The sequence below is a fragment of the Kitasatospora sp. NPDC004723 genome, assembly GCF_040609255.1.
In the GTDB taxonomy this organism is placed as follows: domain Bacteria; phylum Actinomycetota; class Actinomycetes; order Streptomycetales; family Streptomycetaceae; genus Kitasatospora.
This window is the reverse complement of record NZ_JBEXJT010000061.1, coordinates 13,208-28,149: the sequence shown is the minus strand read 5'-3', so window position 1 is coordinate 28,149 and position 14,942 is coordinate 13,208. Positions and strand designations below refer to the sequence as shown.

8 protein-coding genes and 1 pseudogene are annotated in these 14,942 nt (G+C 74.3%); all 9 read left to right on the top strand.

Annotation, left to right across the window (positions count from 1 at the left end):
- Nucleotides 1-81 precede the first annotated feature (81 nt).
- A pseudogene (locus tag ABZW10_RS35125) lies at nt 82-1,740 on the top strand (bifunctional diguanylate cyclase/phosphodiesterase); the annotation flags it as partial.
- A 241-nt stretch (nt 1,741-1,981) separates the two neighbouring features.
- Entirely contained in the window at nt 1,982-2,278 is a 297-nt protein-coding gene (gatC, locus tag ABZW10_RS35120) for an Asp-tRNA(Asn)/Glu-tRNA(Gln) amidotransferase subunit GatC (protein ID WP_035845952.1), read from the top strand.
- A gap of 5 nt (nt 2,279-2,283) precedes the next feature.
- Entirely contained in the window at nt 2,284-3,777 is a 1,494-nt protein-coding gene (gatA, locus tag ABZW10_RS35115) for an Asp-tRNA(Asn)/Glu-tRNA(Gln) amidotransferase subunit GatA (protein WP_355374526.1), read from the top strand.
- Nucleotides 3,774-4,013: a hypothetical protein gene (locus tag ABZW10_RS35110; RefSeq protein ID WP_355374523.1), complete on the top strand. Its 240-nt coding sequence runs from the start codon at nt 3,774-3,776 to the stop codon at nt 4,011-4,013. The genes gatA and ABZW10_RS35110 overlap by 4 nt, the downstream gene beginning before the upstream one ends.
- Nucleotides 4,014-4,087: 74 nt before the next feature.
- The gene (gatB, locus tag ABZW10_RS35105) at nt 4,088-5,599 is read left to right on the top strand and encodes an Asp-tRNA(Asn)/Glu-tRNA(Gln) amidotransferase subunit GatB (RefSeq protein WP_355374520.1); all 1,512 of its coding nucleotides are present in this window, start codon (nt 4,088-4,090) and stop codon (nt 5,597-5,599) included.
- Between the two features lie 268 nt (nt 5,600-5,867).
- Complete coding sequence (locus ABZW10_RS35100; RefSeq protein WP_355374517.1) at nt 5,868-6,029, top strand: hypothetical protein; 162 nt, start codon at nt 5,868-5,870, stop codon at nt 6,027-6,029.
- A 152-nt stretch (nt 6,030-6,181) separates the two neighbouring features.
- Nucleotides 6,182-9,217: an AAA family ATPase gene (locus ABZW10_RS35095; protein WP_355374515.1), complete on the top strand. Its 3,036-nt coding sequence runs from the start codon at nt 6,182-6,184 to the stop codon at nt 9,215-9,217.
- 618 nt (nt 9,218-9,835) lie between these two features.
- On the top strand, nt 9,836-12,763 hold the full coding sequence (locus tag ABZW10_RS35090) for an EAL domain-containing protein (RefSeq protein ID WP_355374567.1): 2,928 nt from the start codon (nt 9,836-9,838) through the stop codon (nt 12,761-12,763).
- A 310-nt stretch (nt 12,764-13,073) separates the two neighbouring features.
- Nucleotides 13,074-14,927, top strand: a complete 1,854-nt coding sequence (locus ABZW10_RS35085; protein ID WP_355374512.1) for an acetolactate synthase large subunit — start codon at nt 13,074-13,076, stop codon at nt 14,925-14,927.
- Nucleotides 14,928-14,942 lie beyond the last annotated feature (15 nt).

Genomic DNA, 14,942 nt, shown 5'->3' with positions numbered 1-14,942 from the left:
CGACGGAGGACAGGGCTTATGGATCGTACGACCGGCGGCGTGCCCACACGCCCGCCGCAGGGGGTGGCGGGGGCCGTCCTGCTGCTCGGCGTGCTGCTGGCCGGCGCGGCGCCGCTGATCCCGCTGGCCGTGCTGGTCTACCGCTACGAGGCGGAACTGCTGCCGCTGTTCGCGGTGCCGCTGGCCGTCCTGGTCGCCGCCTGGCGGATCGCCCGCGACCGGGCCCGCGACCAGCTGACCGATCCGCTGACCGATCTGCCCAACCGCCAGGCGTTACTCCTCGCCGCCCAGGAGGCCATCGCCGAGCACTCCGAGGGGTACAGCGTCGGGCTGATCCTGCTCGACCTCGACCGCTTCCGGTCGCTCAACGACACCCTCGGCCACACCGCCGGCGACCGGCTGCTCGTCCACATCGCCCGCCGGCTGCACCGGGCCCTGCGCTCCGGCGGGGCGGCCGGCAGCGCCACCCGCGAGTCCATCGACGACGTCTTCGCCGGACTGCCCCGGCACTACCGCGGCCGGCCGATGGTGGCCCGGATGGGCGGCGACGAGTTCGCCGTGCTGCTGCCCGGCATCGGCTGCCCGGACTCGCTGGAGAAGGTGGCCAAGGCGCTGATCGCCGAACTGGCCGCGCCGATCCGGCTGGACGGGCTGCTGCTCGTCCTGGAGGCCAGCGCGGGCGTCTGCGTCTTCCCCCGGCACGCCCAGGACGCCGAGTCGCTGCTGCGCCGCGCCGACGTCGCGATGGGCCACGCACAGCGCGGACGCACCTCGGTCGAGCAGTACCACGAGGCGCAGGACGCCGACACCCCGTACCGGATCGGACTGCTGGGCGACCTGCGGCGGGCCCTGGAGACCGGGGAGGTGCAGCTGCACTACCAGCCCAAGGTGGCCTTCGACGGCCGGGTGGTCGGACTGGAGGCGCTGCTGCGCTGGGAGCGCCCCGGCCAGGGCCGGGTCTCGCCGGACGAGTTCGTCGGCCTCGCCGAGTCCAGCGGGCTGATGCCCCGGCTGACCGACTACGTGCTGGAGGCCGCCGTCGGCCAGCTCGCCCACTGGCGCGAGCAGGGCCTGCAGGTGCAGGTCGCGGTGAACGTCTCGCCGCGCGACGTGCTCAACCCCGGCTTCGCCCAACGGGTCGCCGGCCACCTCGTGCGCCACCAGGTGCCGGCCCACGCGCTCCAGCTGGAGATCACCGAGCGGCTGCTGCTGGACGACTCCCGGCGGGCCGCCGACACCCTCGCCGAACTGCGCGGCTACGGGGTCGGGATGTCCCTGGACGACTTCGGGACCGGCCACTCCTCGCTGGTGCGGCTGCGCAGCCTGCCGGTCGGCGAGCTGAAGATCGACCGCTCCTTCGTCTCCCGGATGGTCGCCGACGACCACGACGCGGCAGTGGTCCGCTGCTCGGTCGAGCTGGCCCACTCGCTCGGCCTGACCGTGGTCGCCGAGGGCGTCGAGGACGACGAGACCTGGGAACGGCTGAACTGCATGGGCGTGGACGCGGTGCAGGGCTGGCTGGTCTCCGCGGCGCTGCCGGCCGAGCAGGCCACCGCCTGGCTGCGGGTGCACCGCACCGGCGCCCCGCCGGTGGAGCGGTTCGCCGCCGCCGCCTCCGCCGACCGGCTGCCGCCGGTGGTCAAGCCCGTGCTGCCGCCGGTGGTCCAGGCGGTGCAGGCCGCCGCGGTGGAGGTCCAGGTTCCCAAGCAGCAGAGCTGGGCGCCGACCCGCCCGCAGTAGAACGGCATCGGACCGGCATGGGACCGGCGGTGGAGCCGCCCCGGGCGGGCCGCGCGCGGCGCCGTGCGGCGGGGGCGACCCCGGACCGCCGCTGGTCGTTGGCCGGTGGCCGGGCCGCGCCCCCTAGGATGGGGCCACAGACCACGAGGACGGGAGCGCCGGACCGGCCGCTCCCGACCCGGGCCCGGGCCGCCGGAAGGCGGATCCGGGCCTCACCAGAACTCACCCTGAGGATCGCTGCATGCCTGGCATCACGCGCGAGGAGGTCGCCCACCTCGCTCGGCTGTCGCGTCTTGAGTTGCAGGCCGAAGAGCTGGACCACTTCGCCGAGCAGCTCGACGTGATCATCGGCGCGGTCGCCCGCGTTTCCGAGGTCGCCGGACAGGACGTCCCGCCCACCTCCCACCCGCTGCCGCTGACCAACGTCATGCGCGCGGACGAGGTCCGGCCGTCGCTCACCCCGGAGCAGGCGCTGGCCGGCGCCCCGGCCGCCGAGGAGCAGCGTTTCCGCGTTCCCCAGATCCTCGGGGAGGACTGACCGAGATGACCGACCTGATTCGTTACAGCGCCGCCGAGACGGCCACCGCCATCGCCAAGGGCGAGGTCTCCGCCGTCGAGGTCGCGCAGGCGCACCTGGACCGCATCGAGGCCGTCGACCAGAAGGTCAACGCCTTCCTGCACGTCGACACCGAGGGCGCGCTGAGCGCGGCCCGGGCCGTCGACGAGAAGCGCGCCAAGGGCGAGGAGCTGGGCCCGCTGGCCGGTGTCCCGCTGGCGCTGAAGGACGTCTTCACCACCAAGGGCGTGCCGACCACCTGCGGCTCGAAGATCCTCGAGGGCTGGATCCCGCCGTACGACGCCACCCTGACCTCGCGGCTCAAGGACGCCGGCGTCGTCATCCTCGGCAAGACCAACATGGACGAGTTCGCGATGGGCTCCTCCACCGAGAACTCCGCCTACGGCACCACCGGCAACCCGTGGGACCTCTCCCGGATCCCCGGCGGCTCCGGCGGCGGCTCGGCGGCGGCGCTGGCCGCCTTCGAGGCCCCGCTGGCGATCGGCACCGACACCGGCGGCTCGATCCGCCAGCCCGGCGCCGTCACCGGCACCGTCGGCGTCAAGCCGACCTACGGCTCGGTCTCCCGCTACGGTCTGGTGGCCTTCTCCAGCAGCCTGGACCAGGGCGGCCCGTGCGCCCGCACCGTGCTGGACGCGGCGCTGCTGCACGAGGCCATCGCCGGCCACGACCCGCTGGACTCCACCTCGATCGACGCGCCGGTCCCGGCCGTGGTCGAGGCGGCGCGGATGCGCGACATCCGGGGCATGCGGATCGGCGTGGTGAAGGAGTTCGCGGGCGAGGGCTACCAGGCCGGCGTCATGCAGCGCTTCAACGAGTCGGTGGAGCTGCTGCGCGAGCTGGGCGCCGAGGTCGTCGAGGTCTCCTGCCCGTCGTTCACCCTGGCGCTGCCCGCGTACTACCTGATCGCGCCCAGCGAGGCCTCGTCCAACCTGGCCCGCTTCGACGCGATGCGCTACGGCCTGCGGGTCGGCGACGACGGCACCCGCTCCGCCGAGGACGTCACCGCGCTGACCCGCGAGGCCGGCTTCGGCGCCGAGGTCAAGCGCCGTATCATCCTCGGCACCTACGCGCTCTCCTCGGGCTACTACGACGCCTACTACGGCTCGGCCCAGAAGGTGCGCACGCTGATCTCCCGCGACTTCGACGCGGCCTTCGCCGGCGTGGACGTCCTGGTCTCGCCGACCACCCCGACCACCGCCTTCCCGATCGGCGAGCGCGCCGACGACCCGATGGCGATGTATCTGGCCGACCTCTGCACGATTCCGTCCAACCTGGCGGGCAACGCGGCCATGTCGCTGCCCTGCGGCCTGGCCCCGGAGGACAATCTCCCGGTCGGCCTGCAGATCATCGCACCCGCGATGGCGGACGACCGCCTGTACCGCGTGGGCGGCGCCGTCGAGGCCGCACTCAACGACAAGTGGGGGCACACCCTGCTGGAGGAGGCACCGGCACTGTGAGCAAGATCGAGAAGGCCAAGGGCTTCAAGCACTCGAAGCCCGGGCTGTGGCTGTCCATCGGGACCAGCACGTTCGGCGCGATCTCCATCGTCAAGGACGTCCGCAAGGCCCGCGACGAGAGTGACACCCTCAAGCTCGTCAACGCCCTGATCGGCGCCGCCGCCCTGGTCACCGGCACCGCCCTGCTCGTGCGCGAGCTGCGCCGCCTCGGCGACGACGACGTCCTGCTGGGCTAGCCCGTGGGGTCCGGCCGGTACAGCGGTACCGGCCGGACCCGCACCACCGAAGACTTTTGAGTGAAGGGGACGCTGTGAGCGTCAAGAACCTGGTCTCCTACGAGGACGCTCTCGCGTCGTACGACCCGGTGATGGGCCTGGAGGTCCACGTCGAGCTGGGTACCAAGACCAAGATGTTCTGCGGTTGTTCGACCGAGCTGGGTGCCGAGCCGAACAGCCAGGTCTGCCCGACCTGTCTGGGGCTGCCGGGCTCGCTGCCGGTGGTCAACGCGGTGGGCGTGGAGTCGGCCGTCAAGATCGGCCTGGCGCTGAACTGCGAGATCGCCGAGTGGTGCCGGTTCGCGCGGAAGAACTACTTCTACCCGGACATGCCGAAGAACTTCCAGACCTCGCAGTACGACGAGCCGATCGCCTTCAACGGCTACCTCGACGTGCAGCTGGAGGACGGCTCGACCTTCCGCGTGGAGATCGAGCGCGCCCACATGGAGGAGGACACCGGCAAGTCCAGCCACGTCGGCGGCGCGACCGGCCGCATCCACGGCGCCACGCACTCGCTGCTGGACTACAACCGGGCCGGCATCCCGCTGATCGAGATCGTCACCAAGCCGATCACCGGTGCCGGCGAGCGGGCACCCGAGGTCGCCCGCGCGTACGTCGCCGAGCTGCGCGAGGTGATCCGCTCGCTGGGCGTCTCCGAGGCCCGGATGGACAAGGGCCAGATGCGCTGCGACGTCAACCTGTCGCTGCGCCCGAACGGCACCGAGACCTTCGGCACCCGCTCGGAGACCAAGAACGTCAACTCGCTGCGCAGCGTCGAGCGGGCCGCCCGGTTCGAGATCCAGCGGCACGCCACGGTGCTGACCGACGGCGGCACGATCGTCCAGGAGACCCGGCACTTCCACGAGGAGGACGGCTCCACCACCTCCGGCCGGATCAAGGACAACGCCGAGGACTACCGGTACTTCCCGGAGCCGGACCTGGTGCCGATCGCCCCGGCCCGCGCGTGGGTCGAGGAGCTGCGCGCCGCGCTGCCCGAGCTGCCCCGGGTGCGCCGGGCCCGGCTGCAGGCCGAGTGGGGCCTGTCGGACAAGGACATGCAGTCGGTGCTGAACGCCGGTGCCGTCGAGCCGATCCAGGAGACCATCGCCGCCGGTGCCCCGGCCGACCAGGCCCGCAAGTGGTGGATGGGCGAGCTGGCCCGCCGGGCCAACGAGACCGGCACCGAGCTGGCCGAGCAGCCGATCACCCCGGCGCAGGTCGCCCGGGTCACCGCGCTGGTCGCCGAGGGCAAGCTGAACGACAAGCTGGCCCGCCAGGTCATCGAGGGCGTGCTGGCCGGCGAGGGCGAGCCGGACGAGATCGTCGAGAAGCGCGGCCTGGCCGTCGTCTCGGACGACTCCGCGCTGGGTGCCGCGGTCGACCAGGCCATCGCCGAGAACGAGGCGATCGCCGCCAAGATCCGCGACGGCAAGGTCGCCGCGGTCGGCGCGCTGGTCGGCGCGGTCATGAAGGCCACCCGCGGCCAGGCCGACGCGGCCCGCGTGAAGGACCTGATCCTGGAGCGGCTCGCCGTGGAAGGACAGTAGGCACAGCCTGGAGGAGCTGGGCGTTTCCGCCTGGGTTTCCACGGTGTCTAAGGCGGTCTAAGGCCTACTTAGTCGCCTGAGGCCGGTCCGAGGCCCGGTCTTACCCCGTACCAGGGGTAGGACCGGGCCTTCGTCGTCCCCATGGCCGGGTTCCTAAGGCGATCGTGGCCCGGAAGATCCGCAAGCCTGCCGATGCCGGCCACCCCCCTGGGAGAGGAGTCTCTCCTCAGCAGACGGAAGAGACCGAGAACCCACGAGGGGAACCACCGTGATCGAGTACGAGCTCATCAAGCAGCAGGGGCGGGAGCTCCGGGCCGAGGCCGAGCACCAGCGGCTGGTCCGGGCGGCGCGGACCGCCGAGCGCGCCGGCCGGTGGCCGAGTGCCGGCCGGCGCACCCGGCGGCGGGCCGTGCGTCCCGGCGAATGCTGACGGACCGGCACCCAGGTGCCGAGCGGGGAACGGAGGGGGAGGCGGCACGGGGGTGCGCCTCCCCTTCCGGGCGTTCGCCGGGCCTCCCGGGGCGTTCGCCGGGCGCGATAACCCCTCGGAGCGGGCCGGGCCTCTGTGGCATGCTCGCCTCCATGCAGCAGACCTCGGTGAGTCCCGTCTTCGTCGGCCGCGATCCGGAGCTCACCGACCTGATGGACGCGCTGCACCGGGCCGGTCGCGGCGAGCCGCAGACCGTGCTGATCGGCGGCGAGGCGGGCGTCGGCAAGACCCGGCTGCTGGAGGAGTTCCTCCGCCGGGCCGACGACCGAGGCGTGCTCACCACCGACGGCGGCTGTCTGGAGATCGGCGCCGAGGGGCTGCCGTACGCGCCGCTGGCCACCGCGCTGCGCCGGCTGCACCGCTGTCTGGGCACCGACCTGGAGCACGCCGCCGCCGGGATGGAGGGCCATCTCGCCCGGTTGCTGCCCGACTTCGGCGAGGCCGACGGCGAACCCAACGACGAGTACGGCCGGGCCCGGCTGTTCGAGCACACCACGAGGCTGTTCGAACGACTCGGCACGGACCGTACTTTCGTGCTCGCCGTCGAGGACCTGCACTGGTCCGACCGCTCCACCCGGGAGCTGTTCGCCTACCTGGTCCGCACCCTGCACCGGGCCCGCGTCCTGCTGGTCGCCACCTACCGCAGCGACGACCTGCACCGCCGCCACCCGCTGCGGCCCTTCCTGGCCGAGCTGGAGCGGCTGCGCACGGTGCGCCGGCTGGAGCTGGAGCGGTTCGGCCCCGGCGAGGTGGCCGCGCAGCTGGCCGGCATCCTCGGCACCGCCGCGCCCGACCGGCAGCTGGTCGAGCGGGTCCACCGCCGCTCGGAGGGCAATCCGTTCTTCGTCGAGGAACTGGCCACCGCGCTGCGGGAGGGCGGTTCGGCCGGGCTCACCGACTCCCTGCGGGACATCCTGCTGGTGCGGGTCGAGGCGCTGGACGAGGAGACCCAGCGGGTGCTGCGGATCGCCGCCGAGGGCGGGTCCTGCGTCGAACACGCCCTGCTCGCCGCCGTCCTGGAGGACGAGGAGCAGCTGATCGACTCGCTGCGCGCCGCGGTCGGCGCCAACATCCTGCGCCCGGACCCCGACGGCGACGGCTACCGGTTCCGGCACGCGCTGGTCCGCGAGGCCGTCTCGGACGACCTGCTGCCCGGCGAGCGGCACCGGATCAACCGCCGGTTCGCCGAGGCCCTGGAGGCCGAGCCGCAGCTGGTCGGTGCCGACGCCCGCCCGGCCCGGCTGGCCAACTACTGGTACCACGCGCACGACCCGGTCCGGGCCCTGCCGACCGCGCTGGACGCCGCCCGGGCCGCCCGCCGCCGCAACGCCTTCGCCGAGCAACTGCGCATGCTGGAACGGGCCCTGGAGCTGTGGGACGAGGTCCCCGCCGAGCAGCTGGCCGGCACCCTGCGCCCGTACGACTGGGCCGAGACCTACCCGCCCTGCTCCTGCGACGACGACCGGCACGACGAGGACTGCGACCGGCTCTGCCAGATCGACGTGCTGGCCGAGGCGGTGGTCGCGGCCCGCCGCAGCGGGGACCGGGAGCGCGGGCTGAGCCTGGCGAAGCGGGCGCTCCAGCTCGTCGACGAGACCGAGCACCCGGCCCGTGCCGCCTGGTTCCGGATCAACCGCGCCCGGATGCTCGGCCATCTGCGCCGCTCCGGCGACGAGGCGGAGATCGCCTACGCGCACCGGCTGGTCGAGCCGCTGCCGCCGTCCGCCGTGCAGGCCGAGGTGTTCGCCCTCGGGGCCGGCGCCGGGATGCTCTCCAACCCCCGCCCCGAGCTGGTCGCGCTCGCCGAGCGGGCCGCCCGGATCGCCCGCGAGGTGGGCGCGCACACGGTCGAGCAGCACGCCCTGATGACGCTCGGCGGGCTGCGCAACGACCTGGACACCGACCCGGAGGCCGGGGTGGCCCAGCTGACCGCGGCGGTCGAGGCCACCCGCCGGCTCGGCGCCACCGACCTGCTGCTGCGCGGTCTCAACAACCTGGCCTCGGTGCAGCGCGGCCTCGGCCGGCCGGAGGAGGCCGTGGCGCTGGCCCGCGAGGGGCTGGACTCGGCCCGCCGCAACGGCCTGCAGCGCAACATCGGCACCATCCTGACCGGCAACCTCGCCGAGGCGCTGCTGGACCTCGGGCGGATCGACGAGGCCGAGCTGGTGCTCTCCGAGGGGGACCTGACCAGCCCGACCGGCACCCACGCCGAGTTCCTGGACCGGCTGCGCGGCGACCTCGCCCTGCTCCGCGGCGACCTGGCCGGCGCCACCGCGCTGCTCGCCGGGGCCCGGGCCGCCAACCGGGTCGGCCAGATCCAGCACTCGGTGCCGATCAGCCGGCTCGCGGTACGGATCGCCGCCCTGGCGGGCCGCCCGCTGGAGGCCCGCGCCGAACTGCTCGCCGCCCTCGCGGAGGAGGTCCCGCGCGGCTACCTGGCCGACTACTACCCGCTGCTGGTCGACGGCGCGGGCGTCGAGGCGGACAGCCGGGGCCTGCCGCAGGCCGAGCCGGGCCGGGCCGCGGTACTGGCCCGGATCGCCGGGGCGGCGGCCGGGCTGAACCCGGCGGCGCCGCTGCACCACGGCTGGGCCCGGCTGCTGGAGGGCGAACTGGCCCGGGCCGAGGGGGCGGACACCCCGGCGCACTGGGCCGCCGCGATCGAGCGGCTGCGCCCGACCGGCCTGCCGTACCCGCTGGCGTTCGCCCTGCTGCGGGCCGGCGAGGCCGAGGTGCTGGCCGGGCGCCGTGAGGCCGGGGCCGGACTGCTGCGCGAGGCGCGGGAACTGGCCTCCGCGCGGGGCGACGCCGGGCTGCGGGCCGAGATCGACGCGCTGGCCGAGCGGGCGGGCCTGACGCTCGTCGCGGGCCGTCCCGCACCGGCCGCGGCGCCGCCGGCCGGGGAGTCCTTCGGCCTCACCCCCCGTGAGCGGGACGTGCTCCGATTGCTCGCGCGGGGGCGCACCAACCGGCAGATCGCCGAGGAGCTGTACATCTCGCCGAAGACGGCGAGCGTGCACGTCTCCAACATCCTCGGCAAGCTCGCGGTGGGCGGCCGGGGCGAAGCCGCCGCGCTGGCCCACCGTTTGCGGCTGTTCCCCGAGGATCTGGCCCCGGCCGCCCGCTGAGCGCCGCCGCCCGGCGCCCGCCCGTCCGCCGTCGTGTTCCCGGCCGCGCCGTCGTCGGCCCGGCCGGTGCCGTGCGGGCGCTGCCCCGTGCTCCCGTGCGCGCCGCGTGAGCCCCCGCCCGTGCGCCCCCGCCAACCGGCCCGTTCCGGTGGAATCGGGCGCAATTCCCTACCCCGGGGCCATTACTCTAAGTTGAGTGTGCGTGTCATTGAGTGACCGAAGTGGTGTAGGGTCCCGAACGGGAACATCGGTGTGGCGGGACGGCCGGCAGGCCCCCCGCCCCCTGGGCCACCGCCCTGACGGGGCGCCAGGTCACCGCGCACGGCCACCAGGCGCGCGGCCGGTGGTCCGTGACCGGGGCGCGAGGTCCCGGGCCGGAGGGGGAGAGGCCGAGTGAGCTCCACCGACGCGGTGCTGCCCGGAGCCGGACGGCCGGAGGCGCCGGACACCGACCTGCTCGTGGGCGGACCGCCGCCCGTGAGCGGTCCGCCGGTGACCGGTGCGCCCGTCGGCGTCCCGCTCCCGTCGGGCCCGCCCCCGCGCGGCGCGTCCCGGCCCGCCGTCCACGCGCCGGCCCCGCCGGCGCCCGGCCGCGGCAGACCCGCGGCGCTGCGCCGGGTGCTCTACAGCCGCAAGCTGCCCGGCGCCGTCCTCGGCGTGCTCTGCCTCGCCTACACACTCGGTGCGGCGCTCGGCTGGGGATCGCGCCGGATCGCCGTCTTCATGGGCGACTTCGGCCTGGCCGCCGCCGCGCTCGCCGCCGCGCTCTCCTGCCTCGCCTACGGCTGTACGGTCGGCGGCCACGCCCGCCCGGCCTGGCTGCTGTTCGGCCTCTCCTCGCTCATGGTCGCCTTCGGCAACGGCACCTGGGGCTGGTACGAGCTGGTCGAACGCACCCCGCTGCCGCCGAACTCGCTCGCCGAGTACGCCTTCCTGCTCTTCGCCCCGCTCGCCATCACCGGCGTCCTGGTGCTCGCCCAGCGCCCGCGCAGCGCCGCCGGCTGGCTCTGCCTGCTGCTCGACGGCTGGCTGGTGGCCGGCTCGCTGTTCACCCTCAGCTGGAGCCTCGCGCTCGGCCGCACCGCCGCCGGCGAGGCCGGCTCCCCGCTGCGGCTCGCGCTCAACCTGGCCTACCCGGTGCTGGACATCCTGCTCGTCTCGCTGGTCGTCGGCCTGCGCTTCGGCGGCCGGGACGGCAACCGGGCCGCCGTCCACACCGCCATGGTCGGCCTCGCCGTCACGGTGCTCTGCGACGCCCTGTTCACCTCGCCCGAGCTGCGCAGCAGCTACCACTCCGGCGAACTGCTGGACGCCGGCTGGTTCGCGGGCAGTCTGCTGCTCGCCTGGGCGCCGTGGTCCCCGCGCTGGCGCCGACCGCTGCGCGAGCACCCCGCGGTCGGCGGGCTGCCGCGCCGCCGGGTGGCCACCACCTTCAGCGCGCTCACCCCGTACGCGGCCGCCGCCGTCTGCACCGCCGGGATCCTCTACAACGCCCTCGGCGGGCGCTCGCTGGACCGGGTGGTGGCCTCGGCCGCCTGCACCGTCGGCCTCGCGCTGATCCTGCGGCAGGGCATCATGCTGCTCGACAACCTCTCGCTGGCCCAGGAACTCGCCCACAAGGAGGCGCACTTCCGCTCCCTGGTGCAGGGCTCCAGCGACGTCATCATGATCGCCGGCGCCAACGGCGTGCTCTCCTACGTCTCGCCGGCCGCGCTCGGCGTCTACGGGCGCGACCCGGAGGAACTGGTCGGCGGCAACCTGCTCGACCTCATCCACCCCGAGGACGTCGACCGGGTGCTGCTGGAGGTCCGCCGCTTCCTGGCCCGCGGCCGGCTCGCCGCCCATCGCGACCCGGGCGGCGAACCGCTGCCCGCCGCGCGGGTGGAATGCCGGATCGGCTCCGGCGCCGGCGAGTGGCTGCACGTCGAGTCGACCGTCGACCGGTACCGCGACGGCCTCATCCTGAACAGCCGTGACGTCACCGAACGCGTCATGCTCCAGGCCCAGTTGCAGCACAACGCGTTCCATGACCCGCTCACCGACCTGCCCAACCGGGCGCTGTTCACCCAGCGGCTGCGCACCGCGCTGGCCATCCGCGGCCCGCAGGACGAGGCCGGTGCCGGGGTCGCCGTGCTCTTCCTCGACCTGGACGGCTTCAAGGCGGTCAACGACACCGCCGGCCACCAGGTCGGCGACGAACTGCTCGTCCAGGCCGCCCGCCGGCTCCAGGGCGCCGTGCGCTGCGGGGACACCGTCGCCCGGTTCGGCGGCGACGAGTTCGCCGCGCTGGTCTGCGGCCCGCTCGGCCGCCTCCAGGTCCAGGAACTCGCCGATCGGCTGCGCACCGCGCTCTCCGAGCCGTACTGGATCGGCGGCAGCGAACTCAGCGTCGCCGCCAGCATCGGCATCGCCTTCGGCAGCCCCGAACGCGGCCCGGCCGCCGATCCGCGCGCCGCCGCCGACGAGCTGATGCGCAACGCCGACCTCGCGATGTACCGCGCCAAGTCCGAGGGCAAGGGCCGGGTGATGCTCTACAGCCCGGCCATGCGCGCCGACCTGGAGCGCCGCACCGAACTGGACGAGCGGCTGCGGGCGGCCGTCCGGGAGGGCGGCTTCGCCCTGCTCCACCAGCCCGTGGTGGACCTCGCGAGCGGAGCGGTCACCGCCGTCGAGGCGCAGGCCCGCTGGCGCTCCGCCCAGGGGCTGCTGCTCACCCCCGCCGAGTTCCTGCGCTCCACCGAACACCGCGACGCCGCCGCCCGGTTCTCCCGCTGGCTGGTCCGCGAGGCGGTCACCGCCGCCGCGCTGCGCCGCGCCCTGCCCGCCCGCGGGCGTCCGGACCCGCCGCCGGTCCCGGTCTCGGTCCGGCTCTCCGCCGAGCGGCTCTGCGCGCCCGGCCTGTACGAGACGGTGGCCGCCGCGCTGCGCGACAGCGGGCTGCCGGGCGGCCAACTGATCGTCGAGGTGGCCCGGACGGGCCCGGACGAGCTGGCCGACGAACTCGGCCGCCGGCTCGCCGCGCTGCGCCGGCTCGGCGTCTCCACCGCGCTGGCCGGCTTCGGGGCCGGCGGCGGCTCGCTCGGCGCACTCGCCCGGATGCCCTTCGACGGCCTCAAGCTGGACCGCTCGCTGGTCCACGGCCTGGGCGACTCCGCGCTCGCCCGCACGCTCGCCGGGCACGCCCTGCGGCTCGGCCGGGACCTCGGACTGGTCACCGGCGCCGAGGGCGTCGACCTGCCCCGCCAGGTGGCCGTGCTGCAGGAGTTGGGCTGCCGTCAGGTGCAGGGCTCGGCCTTCTCCGCGCCGCTGGAGGAGGCCCGGCTGCGGCGCGCGCTGGCCCGCCGCGTCTACCCGGTGCCGAGGCCGCCCGGCCCGCCCCCGGTCCGGCGGGTGTACCTGACCGCGGACACTCGGACGAGTGGGCGCGCGGAGGGTGGAAAGGGACGTGTCGCATCTCACCGCAGCGCCTCCGACCTGCCCGAACATCCGGCCGTGGCAGGTCCGGGAGCGGGTCCGCATGGCGAGACTGTCGTCCCACCTGCTTGACAGTCGGGCCTTGACGGGAGGAAGGTCGTTGCCATGCGCACCCGAATTCTCGTACTTGGCGGGCGCGTCGGCTGAGCGGGCCATGCCCCGCTCGTGACAGACCGACGCGCCACCCCTCGCATGCCCTTGGGCACGAGGGGTTTTTTGTTGCACCGACGCCGTTCCACCACTGCAAGACCCCTGGCCCCGTGGCCCCGCGAAAGGGACGATTGGGGCAGAGCCGGCGATCGGCCCGCAAGCGGGACCCCACCCCTCGACCCCCCGGGGCCCGCAACCACCGGGCCGGCCAGAACCGAGAAGAGACAGGCAGATGACTGAGCACGCCGCAGCCCCCCGCCGCGGGGACACCCCGGCCGCCCACGCTCCCGCTCCGCAGCACGTCGTCGAGACCATGACCGGCGCCCAGTCGCTCATCCGCTCGCTGGAGGCCGTCGGTGCGGACACCGTCTTCGGCATCCCCGGCGGGGCCATCCTTCCCGCGTACGACCCGCTGATGGACTCCACCAAGGTGCGTCACATCCTCGTCCGCCACGAGCAGGGCGCCGGTCACGCCGCCACCGGGTACGCGCAGGCCACCGGCCGGGTCGGCGTCTGCATGGCGACCTCCGGCCCGGGCGCCACCAACCTGGTCACGCCGATCGCCGACGCGTACATGGACTCGGTGCCGATCGTCGCGATCACCGGCCAGGTCGCCTCCCAGGCGATCGGCACGGACGCCTTCCAGGAGGCGGACATCTGCGGCATCACCATGCCGATCACCAAGCACAACTACCTGGTCACCGACCCGGCCGAGATCCCCCGGGTGATCGCCGAGGCGTTCCACATCGCCGCCACCGGCCGCCCCGGCCCGGTCCTGGTCGACATCGCCAAGGACGCCCTGCAGGCCACCACCACCTTCCGCTGGCCGGCCGAGACCTCGCTGCCCGGCTACCGCCCGGTCACCAAGCCGCACGCCAAGCAGATCCGCGAGGCCGCGAAGCTGCTGGTCACCGCCAAGCGCCCGGTCCTGTACGTCGGCGGCGGCGTCATCAAGGCCGGTGCCACCGCCGAGCTGCGGATCCTCGCCGAGCTGACCGGAGCCCCGGTGGTCACCACCCTGATGGCGCTCGGCGCCTTCCCGGACAGCCACCCGCAGCACCTGGGCATGCCCGGCATGCACGGCTCGGTCCCGGCCGTCACCGCGCTGCAGAAGGCGGACCTGCTCTTCACCCTCGGCGCCCGCTTCGACGACCGGGTCACCGGCAAGCTGGACAGCTTCGCGCCGTACGCCAAGGTCGTCCACGCCGACATCGACCCGGCGGAGATCGGCAAGAACCGCCCGGCCGACGTGCCGATCGTCGGCGACGCCCGCGAGGTGCTGGCCGACCTGATCGTCGCCGTCCAGGCCGAGTTCGACGCCGGCCACAAGGGCGACTACAGCGAATGGTGGGAGCGGCTCGACGAGTGGAAGCGGACCTACCCGCTGGGCTACGAGCCCGCGGCGGGCGGCCAGCTCTCCCCGCAGCAGGTCATCGAGCGGATCGGCCGGCTGGTCGGCCCGGACGCCATCTACGCCGCGGGCGTCGGCCAGCACCAGATGTGGAGCTCGCAGTTCATCCGCTTCGAGAAGCCGGGCACCTGGCTCAACTCCGGCGGCGCGGGGACCATGGGCTACGCCGTGCCGGCCGCGATGGGCGCCAAGGCGGGCCGCCCGGAGAGCGCGGTCTGGGCGATCGACGGCGACGGCTGCTTCCAGATGACCAACCAGGAGCTGGCCACCTGCGCCCTGAACGACATCCCGATCAAGGTCGCGGTCATCAACAACGGCTCCCTGGGCATGGTCCGGCAGTGGCAGACGCTGTTCTACAACCAGCGCTACTCCAACACCGTGCTGCACTCCGGCCCCGGCCACGACGGCATCGAGCCGCCGGCCCAGGGCACCCGGATCCCCGACTTCGTCCTGCTCTCCGAGGCGATGGGCTGCGTCGGCCTGCGCTGCGAGCGCCCCGAGGACCTCGACGCGGTCATCGAGCAGGCGATGGCGATCAACGACCGCCCGGTGGTCATCGACTTCATCGTCCACCAGGACGCCATGGTCTGGCCGATGGTCGCGGCCGGCACCAGCAACGACGAGATCCAGTTCGCCCGCGGGGTGCGCCCCGACTTCGGCGACGACCTCGACTGAGCCCCTTCCGGAACG

Bases quoted from the DNA above. Each gene is read 5' to 3' on its own strand.
- gatC (WP_035845952.1), top strand. From the start codon at position 1,982: ATGCCTGGCATCACGCGCGAGGAGGTCGCCCACCTCGCTCGGCTGTCG.
- gatA (WP_355374526.1), top strand. From the start codon at position 2,284: ATGACCGACCTGATTCGTTACAGCGCCGCCGAGACGGCCACCGCCATC.
- ABZW10_RS35095 (WP_355374515.1), top strand. From the start codon at position 6,182: ATGCAGCAGACCTCGGTGAGTCCCGTCTTCGTCGGCCGCGATCCGGAG.
- ABZW10_RS35085 (WP_355374512.1), top strand. From the start codon at position 13,074: ATGACTGAGCACGCCGCAGCCCCCCGCCGCGGGGACACCCCGGCCGCC.